The 24,220-nt window shown below is 56.9% G+C and carries 23 protein-coding genes; 12 read left to right on the forward strand and 11 right to left on the reverse strand.

Annotated features, from left to right (window positions below; genetic code table 11):
• Nucleotides 1–8 precede the first annotated feature (8 nt).
• The 9 genes from accC to J1C54_RS07215 all read left to right on the forward strand — a co-directional run bounded on the left by accC (nt 9) and on the right by J1C54_RS07215 (nt 12,149).
• Complete coding sequence (gene accC / locus J1C54_RS07175) at nt 9–1,355, forward strand: acetyl-CoA carboxylase biotin carboxylase subunit (protein ID WP_229146103.1); 1,347 nt, start codon at nt 9–11, stop codon at nt 1,353–1,355.
• A 77-nt stretch (nt 1,356–1,432) separates the two neighbouring features.
• A complete protein-coding gene (gene prmA / locus J1C54_RS07180) occupies nt 1,433–2,305 on the forward strand; it encodes a 50S ribosomal protein L11 methyltransferase (protein WP_229146104.1) in 873 nt (290 codons plus the stop codon).
• Between the two features lie 94 nt (nt 2,306–2,399).
• On the forward strand, nt 2,400–3,749 hold the full coding sequence (locus tag J1C54_RS07185; RefSeq protein WP_229146105.1) for a DUF3426 domain-containing protein: 1,350 nt from the start codon (nt 2,400–2,402) through the stop codon (nt 3,747–3,749).
• Between the two features lie 107 nt (nt 3,750–3,856).
• Nucleotides 3,857–4,912: a tRNA dihydrouridine synthase DusB gene (gene dusB, locus J1C54_RS07190; RefSeq protein ID WP_229146106.1), complete on the forward strand. Its 1,056-nt coding sequence runs from the start codon at nt 3,857–3,859 to the stop codon at nt 4,910–4,912.
• The gene (fis, locus tag J1C54_RS07195; RefSeq protein ID WP_229146107.1) at nt 4,909–5,220 is read left to right on the forward strand and encodes a DNA-binding transcriptional regulator Fis; all 312 of its coding nucleotides are present in this window, start codon (nt 4,909–4,911) and stop codon (nt 5,218–5,220) included. Before dusB ends, fis begins: the two co-directional genes overlap by 4 nt.
• Nucleotides 5,221–5,294: 74 nt before the next feature.
• Nucleotides 5,295–6,863: a bifunctional phosphoribosylaminoimidazolecarboxamide formyltransferase/IMP cyclohydrolase gene (gene purH / locus J1C54_RS07200; RefSeq protein WP_229146108.1), complete on the forward strand. Its 1,569-nt coding sequence runs from the start codon at nt 5,295–5,297 to the stop codon at nt 6,861–6,863.
• Nucleotides 6,864–6,891: 28 nt separating this feature from the next.
• The gene (gene purD, locus J1C54_RS07205) at nt 6,892–8,181 is read left to right on the forward strand and encodes a phosphoribosylamine--glycine ligase (RefSeq protein ID WP_229146109.1); all 1,290 of its coding nucleotides are present in this window, start codon (nt 6,892–6,894) and stop codon (nt 8,179–8,181) included.
• A gap of 76 nt (nt 8,182–8,257) precedes the next feature.
• Nucleotides 8,258–9,328, forward strand: a complete 1,071-nt coding sequence (locus J1C54_RS07210; protein WP_229146110.1) for a cyclic nucleotide-binding domain-containing protein — start codon at nt 8,258–8,260, stop codon at nt 9,326–9,328.
• A gap of 7 nt (nt 9,329–9,335) precedes the next feature.
• A complete protein-coding gene (locus J1C54_RS07215; RefSeq protein ID WP_229146111.1) occupies nt 9,336–12,149 on the forward strand; it encodes a hybrid sensor histidine kinase/response regulator in 2,814 nt (937 codons plus the stop codon).
• Here the strand turns inward: J1C54_RS07215 and J1C54_RS07220 are convergent.
• Both J1C54_RS07220 and J1C54_RS07225 read right to left on the reverse strand, forming a co-directional pair.
• Nucleotides 12,085–13,131: an AraC family transcriptional regulator gene (locus J1C54_RS07220; RefSeq protein ID WP_229146112.1), complete on the reverse strand. Its 1,047-nt coding sequence runs from the start codon at nt 13,129–13,131 to the stop codon at nt 12,085–12,087. The genes J1C54_RS07215 and J1C54_RS07220 overlap by 65 nt on opposite strands.
• Nucleotides 13,128–14,630, reverse strand: coding sequence for an AAA family ATPase (locus J1C54_RS07225; RefSeq protein WP_229146113.1), 1,503 nt, complete (start codon nt 14,628–14,630; stop codon nt 13,128–13,130). The genes J1C54_RS07220 and J1C54_RS07225 overlap by 4 nt, the downstream gene beginning before the upstream one ends.
• Before the next feature lie 60 nt (nt 14,631–14,690).
• Between J1C54_RS07225 and coq7 the strand changes: the two genes are divergently transcribed.
• A complete protein-coding gene (coq7, locus tag J1C54_RS07230) occupies nt 14,691–15,341 on the forward strand; it encodes a 2-polyprenyl-3-methyl-6-methoxy-1,4-benzoquinone monooxygenase (protein ID WP_229146114.1) in 651 nt (216 codons plus the stop codon).
• A 60-nt stretch (nt 15,342–15,401) separates the two neighbouring features.
• Here coq7 and speD read toward each other — a convergent pair whose 3' ends face one another.
• Genes speD through J1C54_RS07245 form a run of 3 tightly spaced genes read right to left on the reverse strand, consistent with a single transcriptional unit; the run spans nt 15,402 to nt 17,104 of the window.
• Nucleotides 15,402–16,205, reverse strand: a complete 804-nt coding sequence (gene speD / locus J1C54_RS07235; RefSeq protein ID WP_229146115.1) for an adenosylmethionine decarboxylase — start codon at nt 16,203–16,205, stop codon at nt 15,402–15,404.
• A 55-nt stretch (nt 16,206–16,260) separates the two neighbouring features.
• Entirely contained in the window at nt 16,261–16,683 is a 423-nt protein-coding gene (locus tag J1C54_RS07240; RefSeq protein WP_229146116.1) for a VOC family protein, read from the reverse strand.
• Nucleotides 16,676–17,104: an OsmC family protein gene (locus J1C54_RS07245; RefSeq protein ID WP_229146117.1), complete on the reverse strand. Its 429-nt coding sequence runs from the start codon at nt 17,102–17,104 to the stop codon at nt 16,676–16,678. Before J1C54_RS07245 ends, J1C54_RS07240 begins: the two co-directional genes overlap by 8 nt.
• 186 nt (nt 17,105–17,290) lie before the next feature.
• On the opposite strand from J1C54_RS07245, the gene crp reads away from it, so the two are divergent.
• Together crp and J1C54_RS07255 are read left to right on the forward strand one after the other, a co-directional pair.
• The gene (gene crp, locus J1C54_RS07250; protein ID WP_229146118.1) at nt 17,291–17,920 is read left to right on the forward strand and encodes a cAMP-activated global transcriptional regulator CRP; all 630 of its coding nucleotides are present in this window, start codon (nt 17,291–17,293) and stop codon (nt 17,918–17,920) included.
• 143 nt (nt 17,921–18,063) lie between these two features.
• Complete coding sequence (locus J1C54_RS07255) at nt 18,064–18,693, forward strand: YceI family protein (RefSeq protein WP_229146119.1); 630 nt, start codon at nt 18,064–18,066, stop codon at nt 18,691–18,693.
• Between the two features lie 84 nt (nt 18,694–18,777).
• Here J1C54_RS07255 and murI read toward each other — a convergent pair whose 3' ends face one another.
• The 6 genes from murI to J1C54_RS07285 all read right to left on the reverse strand — a co-directional run bounded on the left by murI (nt 18,778) and on the right by J1C54_RS07285 (nt 24,220).
• Nucleotides 18,778–19,542 (reverse strand): glutamate racemase, encoded by a 765-nt coding sequence (gene murI / locus J1C54_RS07260; protein ID WP_229146120.1) that lies wholly within the window; start codon nt 19,540–19,542, stop codon nt 18,778–18,780.
• Between the two features lie 42 nt (nt 19,543–19,584).
• A complete protein-coding gene (gene trpC, locus J1C54_RS07265) occupies nt 19,585–20,385 on the reverse strand; it encodes an indole-3-glycerol phosphate synthase TrpC (protein ID WP_229146121.1) in 801 nt (266 codons plus the stop codon).
• Nucleotides 20,382–21,434 carry an anthranilate phosphoribosyltransferase gene (gene trpD, locus J1C54_RS07270; RefSeq protein WP_229146122.1) on the reverse strand — a complete coding sequence of 351 codons (1,053 nt, stop codon included), beginning with the start codon at nt 21,432–21,434 and terminating at the stop codon, nt 20,382–20,384. The genes trpC and trpD overlap by 4 nt, the downstream gene beginning before the upstream one ends.
• Nucleotides 21,434–22,024, reverse strand: coding sequence for an aminodeoxychorismate/anthranilate synthase component II (locus J1C54_RS07275; protein ID WP_229146123.1), 591 nt, complete (start codon nt 22,022–22,024; stop codon nt 21,434–21,436). Before J1C54_RS07275 ends, trpD begins: the two co-directional genes overlap by 1 nt.
• Nucleotides 22,021–23,520, reverse strand: coding sequence for an anthranilate synthase component I (trpE, locus tag J1C54_RS07280; RefSeq protein WP_229146124.1), 1,500 nt, complete (start codon nt 23,518–23,520; stop codon nt 22,021–22,023). The genes J1C54_RS07275 and trpE overlap by 4 nt, the downstream gene beginning before the upstream one ends.
• 232 nt (nt 23,521–23,752) lie before the next feature.
• Nucleotides 23,753–24,220, reverse strand: coding sequence for a mechanosensitive ion channel domain-containing protein (locus tag J1C54_RS07285; protein ID WP_229146125.1), 468 nt, complete (start codon nt 24,218–24,220; stop codon nt 23,753–23,755).

A 24,220-nucleotide genomic window follows, 5' to 3' on the forward strand; every position in this document is an offset into this window, starting at 1 on the left:
GATACGTCATGCTTGAGAAAGTTCTGATTGCTAACCGCGGCGAAATTGCCCTGCGTATTTTGCGCGCCTGCCGCGAGCTAGGCATTCGCACCGTCGCCGTCTATTCGAAAGCGGACCGTGACCTGATGCATGTTCGCCTTGCAGATGAAGCTGTTTGCATTGGCCCGGCACCGAGTAGCCAGTCCTATCTGAATATTCCTTCCATCATCAGCGCCGCCGAAGTGACGGATGCGGATGCCATCCACCCGGGCTACGGTTTTCTTGCGGAAAACGCAGACTTCGCAGAAATCGTGGAGCGCTCCGGCTTTACCTTTATCGGCCCGCGCGCGGAAACCATTCGCCTGATGGGCAACAAGGTTTCTGCCATCGAAGCCATGAAGAAGGCCGGCGTGCCAACGGTGCCTGGCTCAGGCGGCCCGGTGGGTGAAGATGCCGACGAAGCACTGCGCCTGGGTCGGGAAATAGGGTATCCGGTGATCATCAAAGCAGCAGCAGGTGGTGGTGGCCGCGGCATGCGCGTGGTGGAAAGCGAGCATCAGCTGCTCAACGCCATCACCTTGACTCGCTCGGAAGCCAAAAATGCTTTTGGCGACGACACCGTATATATGGAGAAATTTCTCCAACATCCGCGCCATGTGGAAATTCAGGTACTGGCTGATGGTCAGGGCAACGTGGTGCATCTGGGGGATCGGGACTGCTCTCTTCAGCGCCGCCATCAAAAAGTGGTAGAGGAAGCGCCCGCGCCGGGCATTCCTGAGGACATCAAGCAAGAGGTTGCGGAGCGCTGTGTCCGTGCCTGCCTGGAGATCAACTATCGTGGCGCCGGCACCTTCGAGTTCTTATACGAAGATGGCCACTTCTACTTTATCGAGATGAACACCCGAGTACAGGTAGAGCACCCGGTCAGCGAAATGATCACCGGCGTGGATATCGTCAAGCAGCAACTTTTGGTTGCAGGCGGACAGGCCCTGCAGATTCGCCAGTCTGATGTGGTCATGAATGGCCATGCCATCGAAGTGCGAATCAACGCTGAAGACCCCCATACCTTTACTCCAAGCCCGGGCAAGATCAGTTACTTCCACGCTCCGGGCGGTAATGGTGTTCGCGTCGACTCCCACATCTATTCCGGCTATACCGTGCCACCCTATTACGACTCTCTGATCGGCAAGCTGATCACCTGGGGGCCAGACCGGGCCACCGCCTTTGCGCGCATGCGTAACGCACTGGAAGAGGTCGTGGTAGAAGGCATCAAGACCAATATCCCGCTGCATCGCGACAAAATTTTCCGCGACAAGGGCTTCGCCGCCGGTGGTATCGATATTCACTATCTGGAAAAAAAGCTGCGCACCCAGTAACACTCATGGTTCATCCGTCCGTACTGGTTCGGATGAACCATGGCATAATCGCGCCTCGCTGATTATCGGGAGCCCCCATGGCCTGGCTGCAAATTCACATCCCCTCGGACGCCGGCCATGCCGAGCCTTTGCAGGACCTGCTCGCCGAACTGGGTGCGGAGGCGGTGACCTGCACCGACGCCGCTGATCAACCTATTTTCGAGCCGCCCCCAGGTGCCACACCGCTGTGGCAGCAAACCGTAGTCACCGCCCTGTTTGACAGGGACACTGATGCCAATCTGCTGCGGGCAGCGATTGAGTCTGCATTGGGCCCGTTGGCAGACTTCCATCAGGAGATAGTTGAAGACCAGCCGTGGGAGCGGGCCTGGATGGAAGACTTCAAACCCATGCAGTTTGGTCAGCGCCTTTGGATCGTACCCAGCTGGAGCGAGGCTCCTGATCCGCAGGCGATCAACATAAAGCTGGATCCCGGTCTGGCATTCGGCACCGGAACCCATGAAACCACGTCGCTTTGCCTAAGCTGGCTGGATAGCGCCAACGTTGCCAACAAACAGGTTCTGGACTTCGGTTGCGGCTCCGGAATTCTTGCCATTGCGGCACTGCTACTGGGAGCGGAAAGCGCCGTAGGCTGTGATCTGGATCCACAGGCCCTGCTGGCAACTAACGACAACGCCGCAGCCAACGGCGTCGATGGCAAGCTGCGCTGCTACCTTCCAGAAGCCATGCCGGCAGGCGATTACGATCTGGTACTGGCCAATATTCTTGCCGGGCCATTGGTAGAACTGGCCCCGCTGCTGACCGGCTACTGCCGCTCCGGCGGTAATTTATTGCTATCCGGCATTCTCGCCGATCAGGCCGAATCCGTAATGGCAGCGTATGGCAACCATTTTGAGCTCTCCGCTGTGGCTCAAAAAAATGACTGGGTTCGCATTCATGGGGTACGCCGCTGAGAAATTTCACCGCATCCTGATCACGCGGCTTGCCGGCGGCGCCCGGCTTGGGTAACACTGCGGTTAATCACCGAATAGGGAGTCTGTCGACGGCATGGCAGCGCAATACAAGACCCAGTGCCCACACTGCGGCGCTCAGTTCCGTATCAGCGAACAGCATCTGGCTCAGGCCAAGGGTGCAGTGCGCTGTGGCTCCTGCCTGAAGGTTTTTCAGGCCACCGATCACCTGATTGAAGGTAAGCCCGCAGCGAAGCCTGTAAGCCCGGCGAAAAGCGCCAAGCCTGCGCCCCCTCCTGCGGAGAAGCCCGCTGAGAAAAAATGGAGCCTGACCGAGGATCTGTCATCGCCGCCGGCCACCCAGGCCACTCCCTCCGCCAAGCGCTGGATTATGGACGACGATATCAGCGACGACATCGATGACGAGATGCCTGAAAAGCTGATCGATGAGCCACCACCCTCCAACATCCCATCGAACGACACCCGCCTGTCCATGGGAGGCTTGGAACTAAGCGACTCGTTTATGTCGCTGGACAGTGATGACGATGACAGCCTGAGGGATGAAAACTTCTCCGACATGGCTGGCGCCGGCAAGAAGATGCAGAGCGAGGATAGCGACGAGTCCTGGGCTGAAAAGCTGCTGGAAGAGCTGGAAGACAAGCCAGCTCCGGTTGAGGTACAGGCCGATAAAATGTCGCTCGCCGAGCGCTCAGAAGATCAGCAGCGCAGGGAAAAACAGGAACAGAAGAAGCAGCGCACCACTCAGGCGAGTCAGAAAAAATCCGATGACATGCCTGACTGGGCCATGGACTCAGGAGGCTTTTTTGACGATGACTCTCTAGGCGCACTGACAGATGGCATTGATGACGGCGACGACATCGCGGCCATTGATGTCCCTGCAATTGAAGAGCGCAAACCCGGCAAAGTAAACCTGCCTCTGGAAAGCATCACCGAGCAAAGCGGTGAGCTGCTCAAGTGGGGCGCGCTGTCGCTGGCTGCTCTGCTGGTGTTTGCCGGCCAGTATCTGATTTTCAACTTCAACGAGCTATCGCGTACGCCGGCATGGCGACCGTTTTATGCCAACATCTGCGGCGCCGTTGGCTGCAGCCTGCCCAACCTGTCCAACGTCTCTGAATTGCGCGGCTCCAACTTGATAGTACGCGCTCACCCGCGGGCTCAGGGTGCACTGGTGGTTGACGTTATCGTGTTCAATGACGGGCGGTATGCTCAGCCCTTTCCTCTAATTGAGCTGGGCTTTACCGACCTCAACGGTCGCGCCATTGCCAGCCGGCGCTTTCAGCCGAATGAGTATCTGCGCGGCGAGGCCAGCAATATGACGGAAATACCACCAGGCGTTCCGGTGCGCCTGTCTCTGGAGATCCTTGACCCGGGCAGCGACGCCCAGAACTACACCTTGCGGCTGCTACCACTACCTCAGCAGGGCTAAGCAGATAGCGGCCCACCGGGCCGCTGACCACAAACGCCGCTTTCCCCTACGCCTTTGCTTGTCTATTATCGCTGCCCCTTCAAGCCTTCCGGCGACGGAGTACGAAGATGCGGATCGGCCCCTATGAGCTGAGCAACAACCTGGTGCTGGCGCCAATGGCTGGCGTCACCGACCTGCCGTTTCGCCAGCTGTGCCGCAGACAGGGCGCAGGCCTGATCGTGTCAGAAATGCTCACCAGCGACCCGTCGCTATGGCATTCCAGAAAAAGCATGCGTCGTTTACCACACGCCGATGAACCCGGCCCCGTATCCATCCAGATCGCCGGCGGAGACCCCGCCATGATGGCGCAAGCGGCACGTCAGAATGTTGATCTCGGCGCCCAGATTATCGACATCAATATGGGCTGCCCTGCCAAGAAGGTTTGCAAAAAGCAGGCAGGCTCTGCATTGCTCCAGAACGAGCAATTGGTGGAGAGAATCCTTCAGGCCGTGGTCGGCGCCGTCAGCGTCCCGGTAACCCTGAAGTTCCGCACCGGGCCAACCCCGGAAACACGCAACGCGGTACGCATTGCCCGGCTTGCCGAGGCCTGTGGCATTCAGGCTCTAGCCTTGCATGGCCGCACCCGAGCCTGTCGCTTCAACGGCGAGGCTGAGTACGACAGCATCTCCGAGGTGGTAAAAAGCGTGTCAATTCCGGTACTTGCTAACGGCGACATCGACTCGCCGGAAAAGGCCCGCAAAGTACTGGCATCCACCGGAGCCGGTGGTATCATGATCGGCCGCGCAGCTCAGGGTAACCCTTGGATCTTTCGCGACACCGCCGAATGGCTGGCAACAGGCACATTGCCGCCCGCCCCGACGGTGCAAGAGGTGCAGGCTCTGGTCACAGAGCACTTGCATGCGCTGCACGAGTTTTATGGCATCGCCGCCGGTGTCCGGATCGCACGCAAGCATCTGGGCTGGTACACGGCCAACTTGCCAGGCGGGGAGGATTTCCGCCAGCAATTCAACCGTATTGACGATGCTGGAGCGCAGGAACGCGCAGTCGCGCATTTTTTTCACAATCTCAATACTGTCACTGACCGGGTTCGCTTTGGTCGGTACGGTGAAGTATCTCTCGCCGATGGATGCGGCGGTGACCAGAACGGAGCAAAGGCCGCATGACCTCAGCAGTACGTAAATTTGACTCACTTGATACCCCCGAACAACGCAAACCAGAGCTGACTCTGGCCCAGGCGGACAGTCGCGATACTTTACGCAACTGTGTACGCCGCTCGCTGAACGACTTCTTCCGTAACCTTGACGGCGAAGATGTCAGCGAACTGTACGATACGGTACTTGCCGAAATGGAAATCCCACTGCTGGAAAAGGTGCTTGAGTACACCCGCGGTAATCAGACACGTGCCGCTGAAATGCTCGGCCTCAACCGTGGCACCCTGCGCAAGAAACTGAAGCAATACGGCCTGCTATAACAGCAGCCCAACGACCCGAGGGGCAGATTTTCTGCCCCTTTTCGTTTTCAACCAACCACGATCAGGATTTTCCGATGAGCAAGGCAGTAGAACGCGCGCTGATCAGCGTTTCCGACAAAACCGGGCTGGTGGACTTTGCTGCCGCCCTCGCCGCCCGCGGCATCAAGCTGCTGTCCACCGGCGGCACCTTCCGCGCCCTGAAGGATGCCGGTATTGCTGTGCAGGAAGTGTCGGACTACACCGGTTTTCCGGAAATGATGGATGGCCGGGTAAAAACCCTGCACCCGAAAATCCACGGCGGCATCCTTGGCCGCCGCGGCCAGGACGATGCCGTCATGGCCGAACATGACATCGGCCGAATTGATCTGGTGGTGGTCAACCTGTATCCGTTCAAGCAGACCGTGGCCAAGCCGGACTGCTCTCTGGAAGACGCGGTAGAGAATATCGACATCGGCGGCCCGACCATGGTCCGCTCGGCGGCGAAAAATCATGCTCATGTCGGCATCGTCACCAACCCATCAGATTACCCTCGAGTGCTAGCAGAGCTGGAAAGCAACAATGGCGAGCTGAGCCTCGAGTTCCGTTTTGACCTGGCTATCAAAGCATTCGAACACACAGCAGCCTACGACGGCGCCATTGCCAATCACTTTGGCAAGCTTGTCGGTAACGGTAACGCCCATTTCCCGCGCACTATCAATCTGAATTTCAACAAAACTCAGGACATGCGCTACGGCGAGAACCCGCATCAGAATTCGGCATTCTACACCGAGGAAAACCCGGCCGAAGCATCCATCAGCACTGCCCGGCAGCTGCAGGGAAAAGAGCTTTCTTATAACAACATCGCCGACACTGATGCTGCGCTGGAATGCGTCAAGTCATTCGTCAAGCCCGCCTGTGTCATCGTCAAACACGCCAACCCCTGCGGCGTGGCAGTCAGTCTGGATGGCATCGGCCAAGCTTATGAGCTGGCCTATCAGACCGACCCGGAATCTGCCTTCGGTGGCATTATTGCCTTCAACCGTGAGCTCGACGCGGCCACTGCAAAATTGATTGTTGATCGCCAGTTTGTTGAGGTAATCATTGCTCCGAAGGTTTCCAAAGAGGCCCTTGAAGTGACGGCGGCCAAGCAGAATGTGCGCGTACTGGAGTGTGGCGAGTGGGGCGCAGAGCGTATCGCCGGCCTGGACTATAAGCGCGTCAATGGCGGTCTGCTGGTGCAGGATCGCGATAACGGCATGATCACTGAAAGCGACTTGAAAGTGGTCACCAAGCGGGTGCCCACCGAAGCAGAGATGCACGATCTCATCTTCGCCTGGAAGGTGGCCAAATTCGTCAAGTCGAATGCCATTGTCTATGCCAAAGGCCGTCAAACCATTGGCGTTGGAGCAGGCCAAATGAGCCGCGTGAATTCAGCCCGCATCGCGGCGATCAAGGCCGAGCATGCTGGACTGGTAGTTAAAGGAGCGGTGATGGCATCCGACGCCTTCTTCCCGTTCCGTGACGGCATCGACAATGCAGCCGCCAACGGCATCGCCTGCGTAATCCAGCCAGGTGGCTCAATGCGCGATGCGGAAACCATTGCCGCCGCCGATGAACATGGCATGGCCATGGTGTTCACCGGCATGCGCCACTTCCGACATTAAAAGCCGCCACTGACCGGAGTACAACGCGATGAAAGTATTGATTATCGGTTCTGGTGGAAGGGAGCACGCACTGGCTTGGAAGGTGGCTCAGTCTGCGGATGTCAGCAAGGTCTTTGTGGCCCCTGGCAATGCGGGTAGCGGCCGCGAGGCCAAGGTAGAGAATGCCGCCATTGACGCGCTGGACAAGCAGGCACTGGCAGAGCTGGCCATCCGCGAAGGCATCACTCTGACCATCGTTGGCCCAGAAGCGCCCCTGGTGGACGGTCTGGTGGATTACTTTAAAGCCAAAGGTCTGAAGTGCTTTGGCCCGACCCGTGGTGCCGCCCAGCTGGAAGGCTCGAAAGCATTCACCAAGGACTTTCTCGCCCGCCACAATATCCCCACCGCCGGTTACGGCAACTTCACCGACCTCGATCAGGCTCTCGCCTACCTGAAAGAAAAAGGCGCGCCGATTGTGATCAAGGCGGATGGACTGGCCGCCGGCAAGGGTGTGATCGTCGCCATGACCATGGATGAAGCCGAAGCCGCTGTACGCGACATGCTAGCCGGCAATCGTTTTGGTGACGCGGGCCACCGCGTGGTCATCGAAGAGTTTCTGCAAGGTGAAGAGGCCAGCTTTATTGTTATGGTCGATGGTGAGCACGTCCTGCCCATGGCCACCAGTCAGGATCACAAACGGGTTGGCGATGGCGACACCGGCCCAAACACGGGTGGCATGGGGGCTTACTCTCCTGCTCCGGTTGTTACTGCAGAAATCCACGACCGCATTATGCGCGAAGTGATCTATCCCACCGTGCGCGGCATGGCTGCTGAAGGCAATCCCTACACCGGCTTCCTCTACGCCGGACTGATGATTGATGCCAGTGGCGCACCTAAAGTAATCGAGTTCAACTGCCGCTTCGGTGATCCGGAAACCCAGCCCATAATGATGCGGCTGCGCTCGGATCTGGCGGCACTGTGTCTGGCCGCAATTGACGGCAAGCTGAATGCAATGCAGGCAGATTGGGACCCACGTCCGGCACTGGGCGTGGTTATGGCCGCAGGGGGCTACCCGGACGACTACCGCAAGGGTGACCGCATCGATGGTCTGCAGGGCGCAGACAGCAGCGACCTGAAAGTGTTTCATGCAGGCACCGTGGAGCAAGATGGCCGGGTGCTCACCCACGGGGGACGGGTGCTCTGTGTCACCGCGCTAGGTGAATCAGTGGCGGCCGCACAGGCGCGCGCTTATCAGGGGCTAGCTGGAATTCATTGGGCGGATTGCCAATACCGTCGTGATATTGGCTACCGGGCAGTTGCTCGTGAAATGCCTGTCTGAGGTGTCTCAAGGGTTGGACTTGTCACCGCTATCACTTTCATAATCGGGTTCGTACTTATCAGGGGGCGGGAACATCATGGCAGACGCGGACATTAATCTGGAAAGGCTGCACGACTTCATTCCTTTCGACTGCCTGTCTGAGTCCCACCTGCGTGATATCGCCGGCCAGATTCAGGTACTGAATCTGGCTCCGGCCAGGGTTCTTTTCAAGCGGGGAGAAAGCTCGGACTTGGCCTACTTCCTGATTTCGGGTGCACTCGACCTGATTGATGCCAGTTTTCAAGTACGCAAATTTCCCGCAGAGGATGACGAAAACTATCTCGCCATCGACAATTACGCCCAGCACAGCGTCAACGCAATCAGCACCGAGCCTTCCGTGGTCTATGCCATTGAGCGGGACAAGCTCGACTTACTGATGACCTGGACCCAGGCCGCTGAGTCCATGCTTGAAGAAGACGATGATAGTTCCGAGCGTGACTGGATGGATGCCCTGCTGGCATCAGATCTGTTCGCGCAGATCCCGCCCCAGAAAATCCAGTCCCTGTTTGTGAAGTTTACGGAGCGGGCAGTCAAACTCGGGGAGCAAGTAATTCGCGAGGGGGAACCAGGCGACACCTTCTTTGTTATCAAACAGGGCAAAGCCATGGTCAGCCGCACACAGGGAAGCAAGCAGGAAACCCTGGCCGCCCTGACCACTGGAAATTTCTTCGGCGAAGATGCCTTGATCTCTGACGCGCCGCGTAACGCCACCGTCACCATGACCAGCGACGGCGTGTTGATGGTCTTGGGCAAGGATGATTTTCGCTCACTTCTGCAGGACTCCGTTATCCGGCATATCACACAGGAGCAGGTCGACAGCCTCGAGGAAGAGGGCGATCGCGCCGTTGTCCTGATTGATGTGCGGCTGCCCATGGAGTTCCGCCATGACCGCAGTTCCGGTGCGCGCAATATCCCGTTAAATGAACTGCGCAGACAGATACGCTCTTTGCAAAAGGCGTTTGTGTATGTGCTGTGCTGTGATGGCGGCAGACGCAGTGAGCTTGGAGCCTATCTGCTTACCGAAGCCGGCCTTGACGCCTATGTGCTGGACCGACCCAAGGCAAAGGATGTTGCGGAAAATACTGCGGACGACACTGATCAAGGCTAAGACCTGCATGAATTGGCATCTAGCCGTCGTACTATGGCTGGCCAGCGGCATCGCGTTGGCTTCTGCCCCTCCCCCTTATGCTATTGATGATCCGACTGACAGCGCCAGAATTACTATCTATGCCGAATATCTCGCCGACATAGATGGAGCCCTCACGCTGGACGATATACGCAGCGGCGTATTCGATGATCAGTTTATTCCAGCGAGACGAGGCACCGAGCGACTAGGCTTCCATAAAAATCCATTTTGGCTTCGGCTGGCAATTCGCAATGACACTGATCGGGATTTACAGCGGATACTGGAATTATCCCCCGGATTTGGCTCCAGCATTACCTTTTATGAAGCATTAGAAGGCGCCTATCGAGGGCGGCAAAGCGGCACCGACCACACACCTCCATGGGCAGATCTGCGCAGTCGAGACCAGCTTTTTCTGATTAACCTGCCCGCTGCAGAAACCCGGCTCTACTACATTCGCATCATGCCAACATTGTCTTTTGGCTTTTCCCTTCACTTGCACGACATCACCGAACAGGGTGCCCGGCAACTCAGTAGAAACATGCCCTACTTGCTACTTGGGGGGTTGGTATTTGGGCTGATTATTCTGTCCGCCGGGCTGTGGTTTTACACCCGTCAGTCCCTCTATATGCATTACTTTCTTTTTCAGTCCAGTGCACTGGCCGCCATTGCCGCTGGCACCGGCTTTCTTGGCCTGCTCTGTTGTTCCAGCCCTGGTTTACAGCCACGTATAGAAACCTTCACAGAGTTAATCGCTCTGTCATTTGCCGCACTGTTTACCCGAGAGTTCCTCAAGCCCGGTCAGAAGCTTCCGCGGATGGATCTGGTTCTGCGCCTGATAGCTATGGTGTTTCCTGCGCTGGCCTTATTCAGCCTGTCACTGCCAATAATGAATGCCGGGATACTGGCCTACTCCGCCTGGTTGCTTGGCGCATTGGTAATGGCCGCCACCGGCATCGCGGCGCTATACGTCAACTTGCCGCGGGCAGGTTTATATCTTCTTGGCCGAGGCAGCCTGCTCGCGGTGGTGACTATTTCCTTGCTTGCTGCGTTTGGCGTGATTCCCATGAACATGCCTTTCTCCCTGTTGATACTGTGTGCCATGTCGGTGGAGGCTGTGTTGTTTGCCATCGGCCTGATGATGCACCGAGAACATTCCCTGCGCGAACAACTACTCGGCCAGCAGCGGCAGATGCTGGATGATTCAATGTGGCGTACTCGTAGCGATACGCTATCGCGCGTCAGCCATGAAATCCGCACCCCCATGAGCGGCATTCTGGGCATGGCAGAACTCCTTGAGGACACACCCCTCACCCCCAATCAGAAAGAGTGTGTTCGCTCGATCCAGTCTTCCGGGGAAAATTTACTGCGCATCATTAACGACGTGCTCGAGTACTCACGGATTGAACAGAGCGGCAGCGACCTCAACCTTGAGCGTTTTGATCCCGGCGAGCTTGTTATGGCGGCGCTGGAGCTGTTTCGGGAGCGCGCCGAAGAAAAGAAAATCGAGCTGATTGCCCACATTCATTCCAATGTACCAGCCATGGTCGAAGGTGATCCGGGCAGGCTGCGGCAGATTCTGACCAACATTCTTGCCGCCTGCGTGCGCCATGCCGGAGCGGGCGAGCTGGTTGTTGATGCCTCTCGCGACCCATCCGGAAGGGCAGACCACTTGCGCTTTGAATTCGAGGGCTCTGCGCTTAAGCACATCGACGGCAGCCTCAACGCTCTTCAGGACCGCGATAGCCTCGGTCAACACGACGCCACTGACCTGGGCCTCAATATTGCTCATCAGCTCAGCGAAGCGATGGGTGGTCGTTGTGGTTTACGCGATGGACGCAACGGCCAGTTATGCTGGGTCGCCGTCCCGTTGCCTGAGGTCTATTCAGAGCAACCCGAGCAGTCCGAAGACAACAGCGCCAGGCTCACGGGTAGACACATGCTGGTTGTTGACGACTCCAGCACTGTTACCCGAGTCATTCGCCATCAGGCACTAAGCTGGGGAATGCGGGTCACCGTATGCCACGACCCACGCGAAGCGCTGGCCAGCATTCGCATGCAGGCCAACCTGAAAGACCCCTATGACATTGTTCTCCTTGATCACCTGATGCCAGGCATGAACGGCATGCAATTGGCCACCCGAATTCACGAAGATCCACTTATCATTCACCCTTTGGTGCTGGTCATGCTCACCGGCGTGCAGGATGCACCAACCACTAATCTGGCTCGCAATGTCGGCATTCATAAAGTGCTCACCAAACCGGTTTCCGGTCGAGTCCTGCGCCATGCTCTTAGCGAAGCCCTCGGCATACTGCCTGGTCCAGACAGCCATCACGAAGAACCATCCATGCCGGACCCTTCATTAAGAATTCTGGTGGCGGAAGATCATATGCTTAGCCAGAAGGTAATCCGCGGCATGCTGGGCAAACTGGGATTGGAAGCAGATCTTGTCAGTAATGGTATCGAGGCACTGATAGCCTATGGAGAAAAGCCCTACGATCTGATTCTGATGGACTGTGAAATGCCGGAGATGGATGGTTTCGAAACGACCCAACGTATCCGTGAACTGGAACGTAAAGACGGCAAGCCCGCAGTGCCAATTATTGCCTTGACCGCCCATGTCCTAAGCGAACATCGCCAACGCGCCCTGAGTTCAGGAATGAATGCACATGTGGGCAAGCCCGTCGAGCTTGGCAACTTGGCGGAGATCATCATCAGATTCACCCGCAAGGCGACAACAACTAGCTCAGACGCTGGCGATACTGGGCCGGGGACTCGGAAAACCAACGACGAAACGCCCGAGTAAACGAGCTTTGCTCGGCAAAGCCAAGCAACAGGCCAATATCCGTTAGCGATAGCTTTTGGTCCTCCAGGTAAAGCTCCGCCAGGGTTCTACGCAAGCCATCCAGCACTTCCTGAAAGCCCTGCCCCTGCTTGCGCAATCTGCCCTGCAGCGTTCGCTCGGCCATTTGCAAACGTGATGCAACCTGTTCGAGCGTCGGCTCTCCCTCTGCAAGCAAGCGATAAATTTCACGGCGCACTGCAGCGATAAGATTGGTACCACTGTCATAGTCAGCCATCAACTGGCTGGCCTCACGCTCCATTAACCCACTCAGGCCCGGGTCTGCATCCCGTAAAGGCTGGGACAACAAAGCCCGCGACACCTCTAACCCATCAAAAGAAGCAGCAAACTCCACCGGGCAATCGAAATACTCTTCATAGCGGGCAATGTCCGCCGGCTTTTGGTGGCGAAAGCAGACTCGCAGTGGTGCTGCAGGCACATTTATCAGTTGCCGGGCAAACGTGACCCAGCCAGTGATTGCTGCCTCAACCAGATAGCGCCCAGGCTCACCCGCAAGCGGACAGTGCCAAACCAGCCGCAGCACATCATCCTCCATCTGTGCTTCGGCGCGCCCCAGATTGCCGCTAAGCTTTTCAAAACGGATCAGTTTATCAATTGCTTCACCGATATCCGCACTGGCTAGAATCACATAGCCAAGCACCTGATAGGAGCGCGCCCGGACCAGCCGGCCAACCTCAAACCCCATTCCCGAATCATCGCAGCGATTGAGCAGCACCAGAAACAATCGCATCACGTCTACCAGCGGCAACATGCCATCAACGCGGCCAAGCAAGTCGGCAGGCAACCCGGCCTCGGCCAGCAGTTCGCCCACATCAAGCTTATAGTGTGCTGCCAGCTCCGGCAGGATTGAGGTCAGATAGGCCACCGATAAACTACGGTCCGTCCCGGCGATATCTGGATTTAACGGCGCACGAGGTGACGTCACTGAGCATCTCCAACTACCGGCATACCATCCGCCGGCACCGCGCGGCTTTGACACCAGTTCCGCAAATCAGCAATACGCTCTGCCATGGTCACGGATAGCGGTACGGTGCTGGCGATCTCTTCCAGCAACAGCCCACTGGACAAAGCCACCGAGCGGGCACGGGCGTTATATAAGGCAGACACCACTGCCTGCTCAATCTCTGCACCGGTGAAACCCTCGCTGGCGCCCGCCAGCATGGTCAGGTCAAACTGTTGTGGTTCCTGATCACGCAAACGCAGATGAATACGAAAGATTTCCTCTCGAATTTCCAGGGACGGCAAATCAACGAAAAAAATCTCGTCCATCCGGCCCTTGCGAATCAATTCCGGCGGTAACCGATCAATCTCATTTGCCGTCGCCACCAGAAAGACCGGCGATTGGCGCTCCGCCATCCAGGTTAGCAGAGTGCCAAGTACGCGCCGTGAGGTGCCCCCATCGTTATCTCCGGAAGCAATACCTTTTTCAATTTCATCTATCCACAACACACAGGGCGCCATGGTCTCCGCCAGCGCCAGCGCTTCGCGGACATTGCGTTCGGACTCGCCAAAGAACTTGTTATAGACCGCCCCCATATCCAGACGCAGCAGCGGTAAATGCCACAGTCCGGCAACGGCCTTGGCGGCCAGGCTCTTGCCGCCACCCTGAACACCCACCAACAAAATGCCGCGTGGGTTATCCCGCTCATTGACACCACCGATGAAAGCATCGCGGCGTCGCCCCAGCCACGCCTTCAGCCCTTGCAGGCCACCAACATCGGAGAAACGTGCTGTGTCGTACTCAAAACTCAGCACCCCCCCCATGTCTAGCAGTTCAAAACGGGCGCGATTAATCTCTGGCAGATCGGCCTCGCAAATGGCGTTGTCATCGGCAATTGCCCCGCGAGCGAGACGGCGGGCATCATCCCGAGTCAGACCACGCAGGTTGCTAATCATGCGCGGAATAACATCACCTTTGGCACTAACCCGCTGACCACTTTGTTGCTGCCAGCGTCTCGCCTCTTCCTGAACAATAGCGCGCAGCTGACTATCATCAGGCAGCGCCAGACTAAAGCTGGCACAGAATCGCCGGATCTCTGCTGGCGCAGTCAGTTCATGACTGATCAGCACCAAGGTGTGGGCGACCTTGTCGTGATTCAGGGCAATTTCCTTGATCAGCCTGATAACCTTGGGGTCATCACCAATGAAGGGATGAAAGTCGCACAACGCATAGATGCCCGGCTGGTTGGTTTTGCGGATATGCTGCAAAACCTGCTCAGGCTCAACGGTGTCGGTAAAGGCCGGCGCATCGGAAAACTCCAGACGATTCAGCCCCTCAGTAACCGCCCAGTTGAACACTGGCCGTGATTCCGCCATGCCGATCCGGGTGAGCAAATCCAGTGCCCGTCGCTCTTCCCAGGTTTCGATAACAATGACGGGATAGCGGGAATCAATCAGCAACCGCAGATCTTTCACTTCTTTCACGCCAACTCCCCCCGTTTTGGCGGTATCCTAGCACGCGACGCACAGACACCGGACAGCATCATGAACATGCCCCGAAGCCGGCAGCTCAGCCCTCTGGACAAGTTGCTAAGCAGCGCCGACAACGCCCTGCGCACCCTTACACCGGGCACCACCAAGGCGGAACGCCAGCCACGGGATGACGCCCCTGCGGCCGCCCTGAAAGACCCGGACAGGCACCACATTGCCGGCCTGATGCGCATCAACCATACCGGAGAGGTGTGCGCCCAGGCGCTGTATCAGGGGCAGGCCAGCACCGCCAGCCTGCCCCATGTTCGTCATGCCATGGAACAGGCGGCCCGTGAAGAAGAAGACCATCTGGCCTGGTGCGAGGACCGCCTGCGCGAGCTCAATAGCGCACCCAGCAAGCTGAACCCCCTGTTTTACGCCATGTCATTCGGCATTGGTGCGCTGGCCGGACTGGCCGGGGACCGCTGGAGCCTGGGCTTTGTTGCCGAAACCGAACACCAGGTGGTGCGCCATCTGGAGGATCATCTGCAGCAACTACCCGCTGATGACCAGCGTAGTCGAGCTATTCTGGAGCAGATGCGCGTAGACGAGCTCAAACATGCAGTCACCGCAGAGGGTGCCGGAGGCGCAGCCCTGCCACCGCCAATCCGCAACATGATGTCGTTAATGAGCAAGGTGATGACCTGGAGCACATACCGAGTCTGACCCAGATAAAAAAGCCCGGCCAAGTGCCGGGCTTTTCAGGTTGTCGCTAAGCGCAACAGATCAGTCAAGGTTACGGGAATAGAAAATCTCCAGCATCTCTTTTTTCAAGCGGTGCTCGATATCTGCCAGCTCCGCATCAGAAAATTCCTCACGGCCGGCGCCAAACAGATAGTTATCGATATCAAAGTCCTTCAGCAACAGCTTCGAGTGGAAGATGTTTTCCTGATACACGTTAACGTCGATCATCTGATAGGCGTTGCGGGTTTCCTCGGTGAGGAAGTTCTGGATGGAGTTAATATCGTGATCGATATAGTGCTTGGTGCCATCCACATCACGGGTCATGCCACGAACACGGTAATCAATGGTGACGATATCCGAGTCAAAACTGTGAATCAGATAATTCAGAGCGCGCAGCGGTGAAATGACACCACAGGTCGACACATCAACATCCACACGGAATGTGGAAATACCATTATCCGGGTGTGACTCCGGATAGGTGTGCACGGTCACGTGGCTCTTATCCAGGTGAGCAACAATGGTATCCGGCAACGGACCAGGCGCTTCTTCATCGAAGTCCGGGTCAGTAGGGGGCGTTTCGTGCTCTGCAATCAGCATAGTTACGGACGCGCCCTGAGGATCGTAATCCTGCCGTGCCACGTTCAGAATATTGGCACCAATAATTTTGGTGACGTTAGTCAGAATTTCAGTCAACCGCTCGGCGTTGTACAGCTCATCGATATACTCGATGTACTCCTTGCGGTGCTGCTCTGTCTTCGCATAGCTGATATCAAAGATATTGAAGCTCAGGGACTTGGTCAGATTGTTAAAGCCGTGAAGCCGGATCTTGGGGTTGAGATCTTTCACTGTTTTCCTTCTCTACTCGCCAGAGCGGGGCGCCACCGACGGCACCCCATGGATATCAGCCACCCGCCGGTTCACGGACAAAGCGACCACCGGAGATCGGAGGGTGATAGATGATTTGCACCACCACACCCTCTGGATCCAGACAATAGAAGCTGCGCGCACCGTCCCGATGCGTACGTGGCTCCGATTTCATCTTGACGCCGGCATCTTGCAGAAAGGTGAACCACTGATCCACATCTGCCGGCTGATTTACAATAAAGCCAATATGATCCAGTCGCTGGGCGGCGGAGAAATCTCCCTCCTGCCAGCGATGCAGGGCCAAGTTGTCGGCCCCTGAGCACAGATAGACGTTATCCGCATCAGGGCGCCACTCGACCTGCATAGCCATCAGGTCGACATAAAATCGTTCGCTTGCTTCGAAGTCACGACAGAACAGCGCCACATGGCGCAACCCGGCATGCTTTGGTCGCTCAAGCATCTTCCTGCTCCACACTGAAACTATGCTCGATAGTGACACCAGCACGGGACAGCATGATTGAACCAGAACAGTATTTGTCGGCGGACAACTCCACCGCACGCTTCACTTGCGCGTCCTTCAGGCCGCGGCCGCGCACCACAAAATGCATGTTCACGCGTGTAAATACCGCCGGCACCTGATCCTGAGCACGCTCCGCAGTCATTTCGCAGCGGCAATCGGTAACGTCCTGACGGGCCTTCTTCAGGATATGCACCACATCAAAAGAGGCGCAGCCACCTACGCCCATCAGGATCATCTCCATGGGTCTTGCGCCACGATTCTGACCACCGTGATCCGACGGCCCATCCATCAGTACTTTGTGACCGGTTTCGGACTCCGCCTCAAAACACACATCACCCTGCCAACGGACTACAGCTTTCATCAGCCACCTCGATATGCCGAAGGGCGCGCAGATTAACACAACCCTGCCGCGCCACCCAGTATCTGCCCACATCCAGCGGCGATCGCGCCACTCTAAGAAAAAGGTGTGATGCACTCCCTTGGCAGAGGGGGTGAAAACGGGCAAACTCGGCCCATTGTCACCACTGTGAAGCCTTATCGGATCCCCATGACAGAGATCTTCAACAAGATCATCCCCAATCTGGACCACTTCCTGGCCCACTGCCATCGCCGCAAGTACCCGGCGAAGAGCACTATTATCTACGCGGGCGACGAGTCTGACGCGCTCTACTACATCCTCAAGGGCTCGGTCACCGTGATGATCGAGGACGACGATGGCCGTGAAATGATCATGGCCTACCTCAACGAAGGTGATTTCTTCGGTGAAATGGGCCTGTTCGAAGAGGCCGCGCGCTCTGCCTGGGTCAAGGCCAAGACCGAGTGCGAAGTTGCCGAAGTCAGCTATGCCAAGTTCCGCCAACTGGCCCGGGAAGACGCGGAGATCCTGTTTGCCGTATCTGCCCAGATAGCCGGGCGCCTGCGCGCCACCACCCGCAAGGTCGGCGATCTGGCCTTCCTCGACGTTACTGGCCGGGTTGCCGGCACCCTGCTGGAGCTGTGCAAACAGCCCGACGCCATGACCCACCCGGATGGCATGCAGATCAAGGTCACCCGTCAGGAAATTGGCCGCATTGTCGGTTGCTCCCGCGAGATGGTCGGCCGGGTACTGAAGAATCTGGAAGATCAGGGGCTGGTGTCGGTCAAGGGCAAGACCATGGTGGTGTACGGCACCCGCTGATCTTTGATCTCCCTCAATGTTGTTAGCGGAAGGCCGCCGGGCCATCATCTAATTTTTCGATGATATGCCGCGTGATCTACAGCTGTTTCTTCTTTACCCGCCCCAGCAGAATGGAAAACCTCTGACCACACAGGAGTTTTCCCATGCGCAAGTTTATGTTTGCCACCCTGCTATCCGCAGCCGGTGTAATGGTTGGCGGTGTCCATGCCGCTGATAAAGTCACCTCTTTTACCCTTGACCCCATGCACACTCAGGTTCAGTTCAGCTGGGACCACTTCGGCTTCTCATCACCGGGCGCGATCTTCAAGGTGGTCGAGGGCGAGATTCTGGCCAACGAAACCACCCCGGAAAAGTCCTCCGTGTCAGTAAGCATTCAGGTAGACAGTATCGAAACCGGCGTGCCCCTGCTCAACGAACATCTGCTCACCCTGCCGGAATACTTTAAGGTTAAGAATCACCCCACCATCAGCTTCAAGAGCAGCGCTATTACCAATGTGGATAGAGATGCCGAAGAGTTCGATCTGGTCGGCATCCTGACGGTAAATGGCATCAGCAAGGAAGTGGTGTTGGATACTGAGGTGAACAAGATTGGCGAGCATCCAATGTGGGACAACGCCCGTGCACTCGGTTTAAGTGCGGAGACTACGATCAAACGTTCCGACTTCGGCATGGGCAAATATGCCCCCGCCGTCAGTGACGAACTAGAGGTAAAAATTACTCTGGAAGCCATTGAGACCAAGGGCTATCTGAAGAAGCTGGAAAGCTCGAAGTAATCGCAGTCATGGGCTCTGCCTGAGCCAGAGCGGCTCGGGCAGAACTACTCAGCAGCGAAAAACTCAGCGTCACCGGGTGACGCCTCAGAGTGAAGCCACGTAGCTCCGCACCGCCTCTGCCGGAGGTAAATCTCCGGTCCATGAAAGCATCACCTTGCCGGCCTGCTCAGTCACTTGCTGCTGGCCGACTAGCTGCGCCACCCGGCGCGCAATAGCCTCTCCCGAATCCACCCAGCAGATGGTCGGCCAGAGCCGCTCCAGCATGGGCCTGAGCAACGGAAAGTGGGTGCAGCCCAGCACCACATGACTGACAGGTTGCGGCCGCATCAGCCAGTCATCCAAATGCTCTGCCAGGCTCTGCGGTTCGCGTCCGCAGGCTAGCCAGTCCTCTGCCCACTGCACCAACTCGACACTGCCGAATCGCCGCACCTGACAACCTACTGCGAAATCGCGAATTAAATTATCGGTGTAGGGTCGATTGACCGTGGCCGGGGTAGCCAGCAAGCCGATCTGACCACTGTCGCTGGCTGCAGCGGCTACTTTCAGCGCCGGCACCACACCCACCACCGGAATATCCAGCGCCGCACGCAGCGCTGGCAAAGCCAGCGTGCTGGCCGTATTGCAAGCCACCACCAGCAGGCGGGGCTGATGCTCAGCGACCGCCTCGGCACACACCTTCAGCACCCGCTCAACAAGGGTAGCGTCATCCTTGTTGCCATAGGGAAAGCCGGCACTGTCCATCAGGTAATGCAGCGGCAGACCCGGCAGGCGCCGACGAATTTCCGCAGCCACACTAAGACCGCCAACGCCGGAGTCGAATACTAAAACCGGGGAGCTCGCTGTCACCATGAAGAATCCGGCTAGCCTCAGAACTGCTTTACCGCAGCACCGTTACAGGGAAAAAAATCTTTTCAGCTCGGCGCCCGGGTCGGCGGCACGCATAAACGCTTCGCCCACCAGAAACGAATTAACCTGACGCTGGCGCATGGCCGCCACATCCGTGGGAGCAAGAATGCCACTTTCAGTCACCAACAACCGATCGGCTGGCACACGGTCGAGCAGCTTGAAGGTATTCTCCAACGACAGCTCAAAAGTGTGCAGATCCCGATTATTAATACCAATCATCGGCGCACCCAACTTCAGAGCCCGATCCAATTCCTCACCGGTATGTACTTCCACCAGAGTATCAAGGCCCGCTTGATTGGCAGCTGCATATAGCTCGGCCATGGTGTCGTCTTCCAAGGCGGCCACAATCAGCAGGATACAGTCAGCACCAATGGCACGGGCTTCCCATACCTGATACGGGTCAATGGTGAAATCCTTGCGCAACACCGGCAGCGAACAGGCAGCTCTGGCCTGCTGCAGATAATCCTCATGACCCTGAAAAAAATCCCTATCAGTCAACACCGACAGACAAGCGGCACCGCCTTTTTCATAACTGGCGGCAATCTCTGCAGGGACAAAATGTTCTCGAATCACCCCCTTCGATGGCGACGCTTTTTTTACCTCGGCAATCACTGCAGGCAAACCCTTATCCAGTTTGCTCTGCAAGGCTCGGATAAAACCGCGGGCCGGGGGCTGCTCGCTAGCCTGCTGCTTTATTTGTTCAAGCGACTTCGTTTTAAGCCGCTGGGCCACCTCTTCCTGCTTGCGCAGCAGAATGCGATCCAGAACCGTACCTGTGATCTTCACTGAATATCTTCCTGCTGTTTGAGCAGCGCGGTGAAATCGCGCAATTGGTTCATACGCTCACGGGCTTCGCCGTTATGCACCAGGTCTTCCGCCATACGGACGCCATCTTTCAGCGAGTTAGCCACACCAGCCACATAGATAGCAGCGCCAGCATTCATGGAAATCACATCGGCGGCCTTCTTTGCTGCGTCAGTGCTACGCTTACCAAAAGCATCGCGAATCAGAGCCAATGACTCCGCCGCATCGGCAACACTCAGACCAACCAGCGAAGCAGAGGTCAGGCCCACATCTTCAGGGGTAACGTCGTACTCCTTAAGCTCGCCATTACGCCACTCGGCCACATGGGTACTGGCCGCAATACTAAATTCATCAAGCCCATCCATACCATGAACCACCATGATGTGCTCACCACCAAGACGGCCAAGCACCTCAGCAATGGGCCGACACAGGCGCGACGAAAACACCCCAACCACCTGCCTTTTTACACCCGCCGGATTAGTCATCGGCCCAAGAATATTGAAAATTGTGCGCAGCCCTAGCTCACGTCGCGGGCCCACAGCGTATTTCATCGCGCTGTGATGATTAGGTGCAAACATAAAACCAACACCCACCTCCCGCACGCACCTAGCAGTCTGCCCGGGATTCAAGTCAAGGCGTACCCCGGCAGCCTCTAATACATCAGCTGCTCCACTTTTAGAGCTCACAGAGCGACCACCATGTTTTGCCACATGGCAGCCTGCCGCAGCAGCAACAAAGGCGGATGCACTGGAAATGTTGAACAGGTTGGCGCCATCACCACCGGTGCCGACGATATCGACCAGATAAGGGAGCTCACCAACTTCTACCGGGGTCATCAGCTCACGCATTACCTGCACTGCGCCGGTGATTTCATCGATGGTCTCGCTCTTCATGCGCATACCCATCAGAAAGGCACCAATCTGAGCATCAGTGGCAGCGCCAGTCATTACCTGGCGCATTACTTCCCGCATCTCTTGCAAACTCAGATCAAGATTTTCGACCACCCGGCCCAGTGCTTCGCGAATATCCATCAACGCTCTCCCAGCAGGAAGTTCTTCAGCATGGCATGGCCATGCTCGGTCAGGATCGACTCCGGGTGGAATTGCACACCCTCCACATCTAGCGTCTTGTGCCGCAACCCCATAATCTCTTCCATGCTGCCATCATCGTTTTGTGTCCAGGCGGTGATCTCAAAACAATCCGGCAGACTGTCTTTTTCCACCACTAGTGAATGATAGCGAGTTGCCGTAAACGGTGATGGCAGGCCGTGAAACACGCCCTTGCCATTGTGATAAATCGGCGAAGTCTTGCCATGCATCACCTGACGTGCCCGTACCACCTTTCCACCGAAAACCTGCCCCATACTTTGATGGCCAAGGCAGACACCAAGAATAGGCAACTGACCAGCGAAATGCTCAATCGCTTCCATGGAAATACCCGCCTCGTTGGGCGTGCACGGCCCCGGCGAAATCACCAGCCTATCCGCTCCCACGGCAGCTATTTCATCCAGCGATAACTCATCGTTGCGCTTGACCACCACTTCGGCGCCAAGCTCTTGCAAGTACTGGACAATGTTGTAAGTAAAGCTGTCGTAGTTGTCGATCATCAGCACACGAATCATGAGCGCACCTCCAGACCGGACAACACCATATTAACGGCGGTAAAAATGGCCCGCGCCTTGTTCATGGTTTCTTTCCACTCCAGTGCCGGAACAGAGTCCGCGACCACGCCGGCACCAGCCTGCACGTACAGACGGCCATCGCGAATTACCGCGGTGCGAATGGCGATTGCGGTATCCATTTCACCATTGAAACCGATATAGCCCACCGCGCCACCGTAAACCCCACGCTTCACCGGCTCCAGTTCATCAATGATTTCCATGGCGCGAATCTTCGGCGCCCCACTCAAGGTGCCGGCCGGGAACGTTGCCTTCAATACTTCCAACGGGCCGAAGCCTCTTTTCAGCTTACCTTCGACATTGGAAACGATATGCATGACATGGGAGTAACGCTCCACCCTCATATTTTCGGTAACCCGAACAGTGCCCGGCTCCGCAATGCGGCCAACGTCATTACGGCCCAGATCAATCAGCATCAGGTGTTCAGCGATTTCTTTAGGGTCGGCCAGTAGTTCCTGCTCCAGCGCCAGATCTTCCTCTGCCGTGCGACCACGGCGACGTGTGCCGGCAATCGGCCTTACCGTCACCATGCCATGCTCCACCCGGGTGAGAATTTCCGGCGAGGAGCCTGCAATATGAAAGTCATCCAGATCCAGATAGAACATATACGGCGAAGGATTCAGATAACGTAGCGCCCGATACAAATCCAATGGCGACGCATCGAATGGCACCGACATACGCTGGGACGGCACCACCTGCATGATGTCTCCTGCCAGCGTGTATTCACGAATACGCTCAACACCCGCCTTGAAATCCGCCTCTGGATACTCGGAAACGAACTCCTTCTCCGACAGCGGCGCGGCACGATGCGGCTCTGGCTCCGCCAGCGGCGCGCGCAGTTTTGCTTCCAGCGCGTCCAGTCGTCTTGCTGCCTGCGCCAGCACGCCAGCCTCGTTCGGATCCACCAGCACCAGTAGAAACAGACTTCCGCGCAGATTATCGAATACGACAATTTCTTCAGAGCGCATCAGCAGTATGTCTGGCGCACCGATGGTATCCCTGCCCCGCGCCGGGCCGAGACGAGGCTCAAAGTAGCGCACGCTGTCGTAACCGAAATACCCCACCAGGCCGCCGTTAAAACGTGGCAGGCCTTCCACTTCCGGGGCTCTGAACTGCTGACGGTAGTTTTCGATAAAGGCAATCGGATCGCCCTGCTCCACCCGGCTGCCATTTTCTCCACTGATCTCGATGCGCTCGCCATAGACGCGGATCACTTCTGTCGCCGGCAGGCCAATCATCGAGTAACGCCCCCAGCGCTCACCGCCCTGAACGGATTCAAAAAGGTAGGTATAGGGCCCTGCGGCGAGTTTGCGGTAGGCGGACAGCGGGGTATCAAGATCAGCCAGCACTTCACGCACCACGGGCACGCGGTTGAAGCCGGCATCAAGGTATGTGTGGAGCTGCTCCGGACTAACTGGATAAGTAGTATTCGATGGCATAAGTATTCCCGGTATTCTGCTTTGGAGGGCATGCACAGACGGTCTTGCCGGGAAACCCGGCAGGGCTCAAGTCACCATCGCCAACGGGCGGGGATGACGGTCAGGCAGGTTGCTGCAACCGGAAAGTGGGCCACCGACGTATCCTGATTCATATCTCGGAAAGTAATGGTCCGAATTGTAGCGGCATTGGCACAAGGCGGCTACCAGAGAGAGACCTCCAGAAAACCGCCTGCTAACGACAATGCTTCTTGTCTGCCGGGAGTTCCTTGCCGCCCTTGAGGCGAATCACGGTCTTCTGCAGCAGGACGTTGTTGGGCAGGGTATAGAAGTGGCCATCATCATCTTCAAGGCCAAGATAGATCAGCCCCATCTGTACCACCCGTCCGGTCACCGTGTTATCCCCATCCAGCACCCGAACACGGTCCGCAAGCCGGAATGGAGCGCCGAAAAACAGGATCAACCCAGCGGTCAAATTACTCAAAATCGACCAACTGGCAAAAAGGGCGATCCCGACAATAGCGAACAAAGAAGAAGCAAATACGACAAAGCCTTGCCCGGAAAACCCCCACACCACGCCAAGCAAGATCAGGGTTATCAGCACGATCAGCGCATTACTAAGAGCCTGAACCTGAAATACGCGCCCCGGGCCGTAGTCGTGGCGCTTGGCGAACTTGCGAAACAGCCGGCGCAACAGCCTCAT

Origin of the sequence: Alcanivorax sp. 1008 (genome assembly GCF_020667895.1) — a bacterium.
Classification (GTDB): Bacteria; Pseudomonadota; Gammaproteobacteria; order Pseudomonadales; family Alcanivoracaceae; genus PGZG01.

What these genes read in the sequence shown, in the direction of transcription:
- accC (WP_229146103.1), top strand. Translation starts at nt 9, where the DNA reads ATGCTTGAGAAAGTTCTGATTGCTAACCGCGGCGAAATTGCCCTGCGT.
- prmA (WP_229146104.1), top strand. Translation starts at nt 1,433, where the DNA reads ATGGCCTGGCTGCAAATTCACATCCCCTCGGACGCCGGCCATGCCGAG.
- J1C54_RS07185 (WP_229146105.1), top strand. Translation starts at nt 2,400, where the DNA reads ATGGCAGCGCAATACAAGACCCAGTGCCCACACTGCGGCGCTCAGTTC.
- dusB (WP_229146106.1), top strand. Translation starts at nt 3,857, where the DNA reads ATGCGGATCGGCCCCTATGAGCTGAGCAACAACCTGGTGCTGGCGCCA.
- fis (WP_229146107.1), top strand. Translation starts at nt 4,909, where the DNA reads ATGACCTCAGCAGTACGTAAATTTGACTCACTTGATACCCCCGAACAA.
- purH (WP_229146108.1), top strand. Translation starts at nt 5,295, where the DNA reads ATGAGCAAGGCAGTAGAACGCGCGCTGATCAGCGTTTCCGACAAAACC.
- purD (WP_229146109.1), top strand. Translation starts at nt 6,892, where the DNA reads ATGAAAGTATTGATTATCGGTTCTGGTGGAAGGGAGCACGCACTGGCT.
- J1C54_RS07210 (WP_229146110.1), top strand. Translation starts at nt 8,258, where the DNA reads ATGGCAGACGCGGACATTAATCTGGAAAGGCTGCACGACTTCATTCCT.
- J1C54_RS07215 (WP_229146111.1), top strand. Translation starts at nt 9,336, where the DNA reads ATGAATTGGCATCTAGCCGTCGTACTATGGCTGGCCAGCGGCATCGCG.
- coq7 (WP_229146114.1), top strand. Translation starts at nt 14,691, where the DNA reads ATGAACATGCCCCGAAGCCGGCAGCTCAGCCCTCTGGACAAGTTGCTA.
- J1C54_RS07240 (WP_229146116.1), bottom strand. Translation starts at nt 16,683, where the DNA reads ATGCTTGAGCGACCAAAGCATGCCGGGTTGCGCCATGTGGCGCTGTTC.
- J1C54_RS07245 (WP_229146117.1), bottom strand. Translation starts at nt 17,104, where the DNA reads ATGAAAGCTGTAGTCCGTTGGCAGGGTGATGTGTGTTTTGAGGCGGAG.
- crp (WP_229146118.1), top strand. Translation starts at nt 17,291, where the DNA reads ATGACAGAGATCTTCAACAAGATCATCCCCAATCTGGACCACTTCCTG.
- J1C54_RS07255 (WP_229146119.1), top strand. Translation starts at nt 18,064, where the DNA reads ATGCGCAAGTTTATGTTTGCCACCCTGCTATCCGCAGCCGGTGTAATG.
- murI (WP_229146120.1), bottom strand. Translation starts at nt 19,542, where the DNA reads ATGGTGACAGCGAGCTCCCCGGTTTTAGTATTCGACTCCGGCGTTGGC.
- trpD (WP_229146122.1), bottom strand. Translation starts at nt 21,434, where the DNA reads ATGGATATTCGCGAAGCACTGGGCCGGGTGGTCGAAAATCTTGATCTG.
- J1C54_RS07275 (WP_229146123.1), bottom strand. Translation starts at nt 22,024, where the DNA reads ATGATTCGTGTGCTGATGATCGACAACTACGACAGCTTTACTTACAAC.
- trpE (WP_229146124.1), bottom strand. Translation starts at nt 23,520, where the DNA reads ATGCCATCGAATACTACTTATCCAGTTAGTCCGGAGCAGCTCCACACA.
- J1C54_RS07285 (WP_229146125.1), bottom strand. Translation starts at nt 24,220, where the DNA reads ATGAGGCTGTTGCGCCGGCTGTTTCGCAAGTTCGCCAAGCGCCACGAC.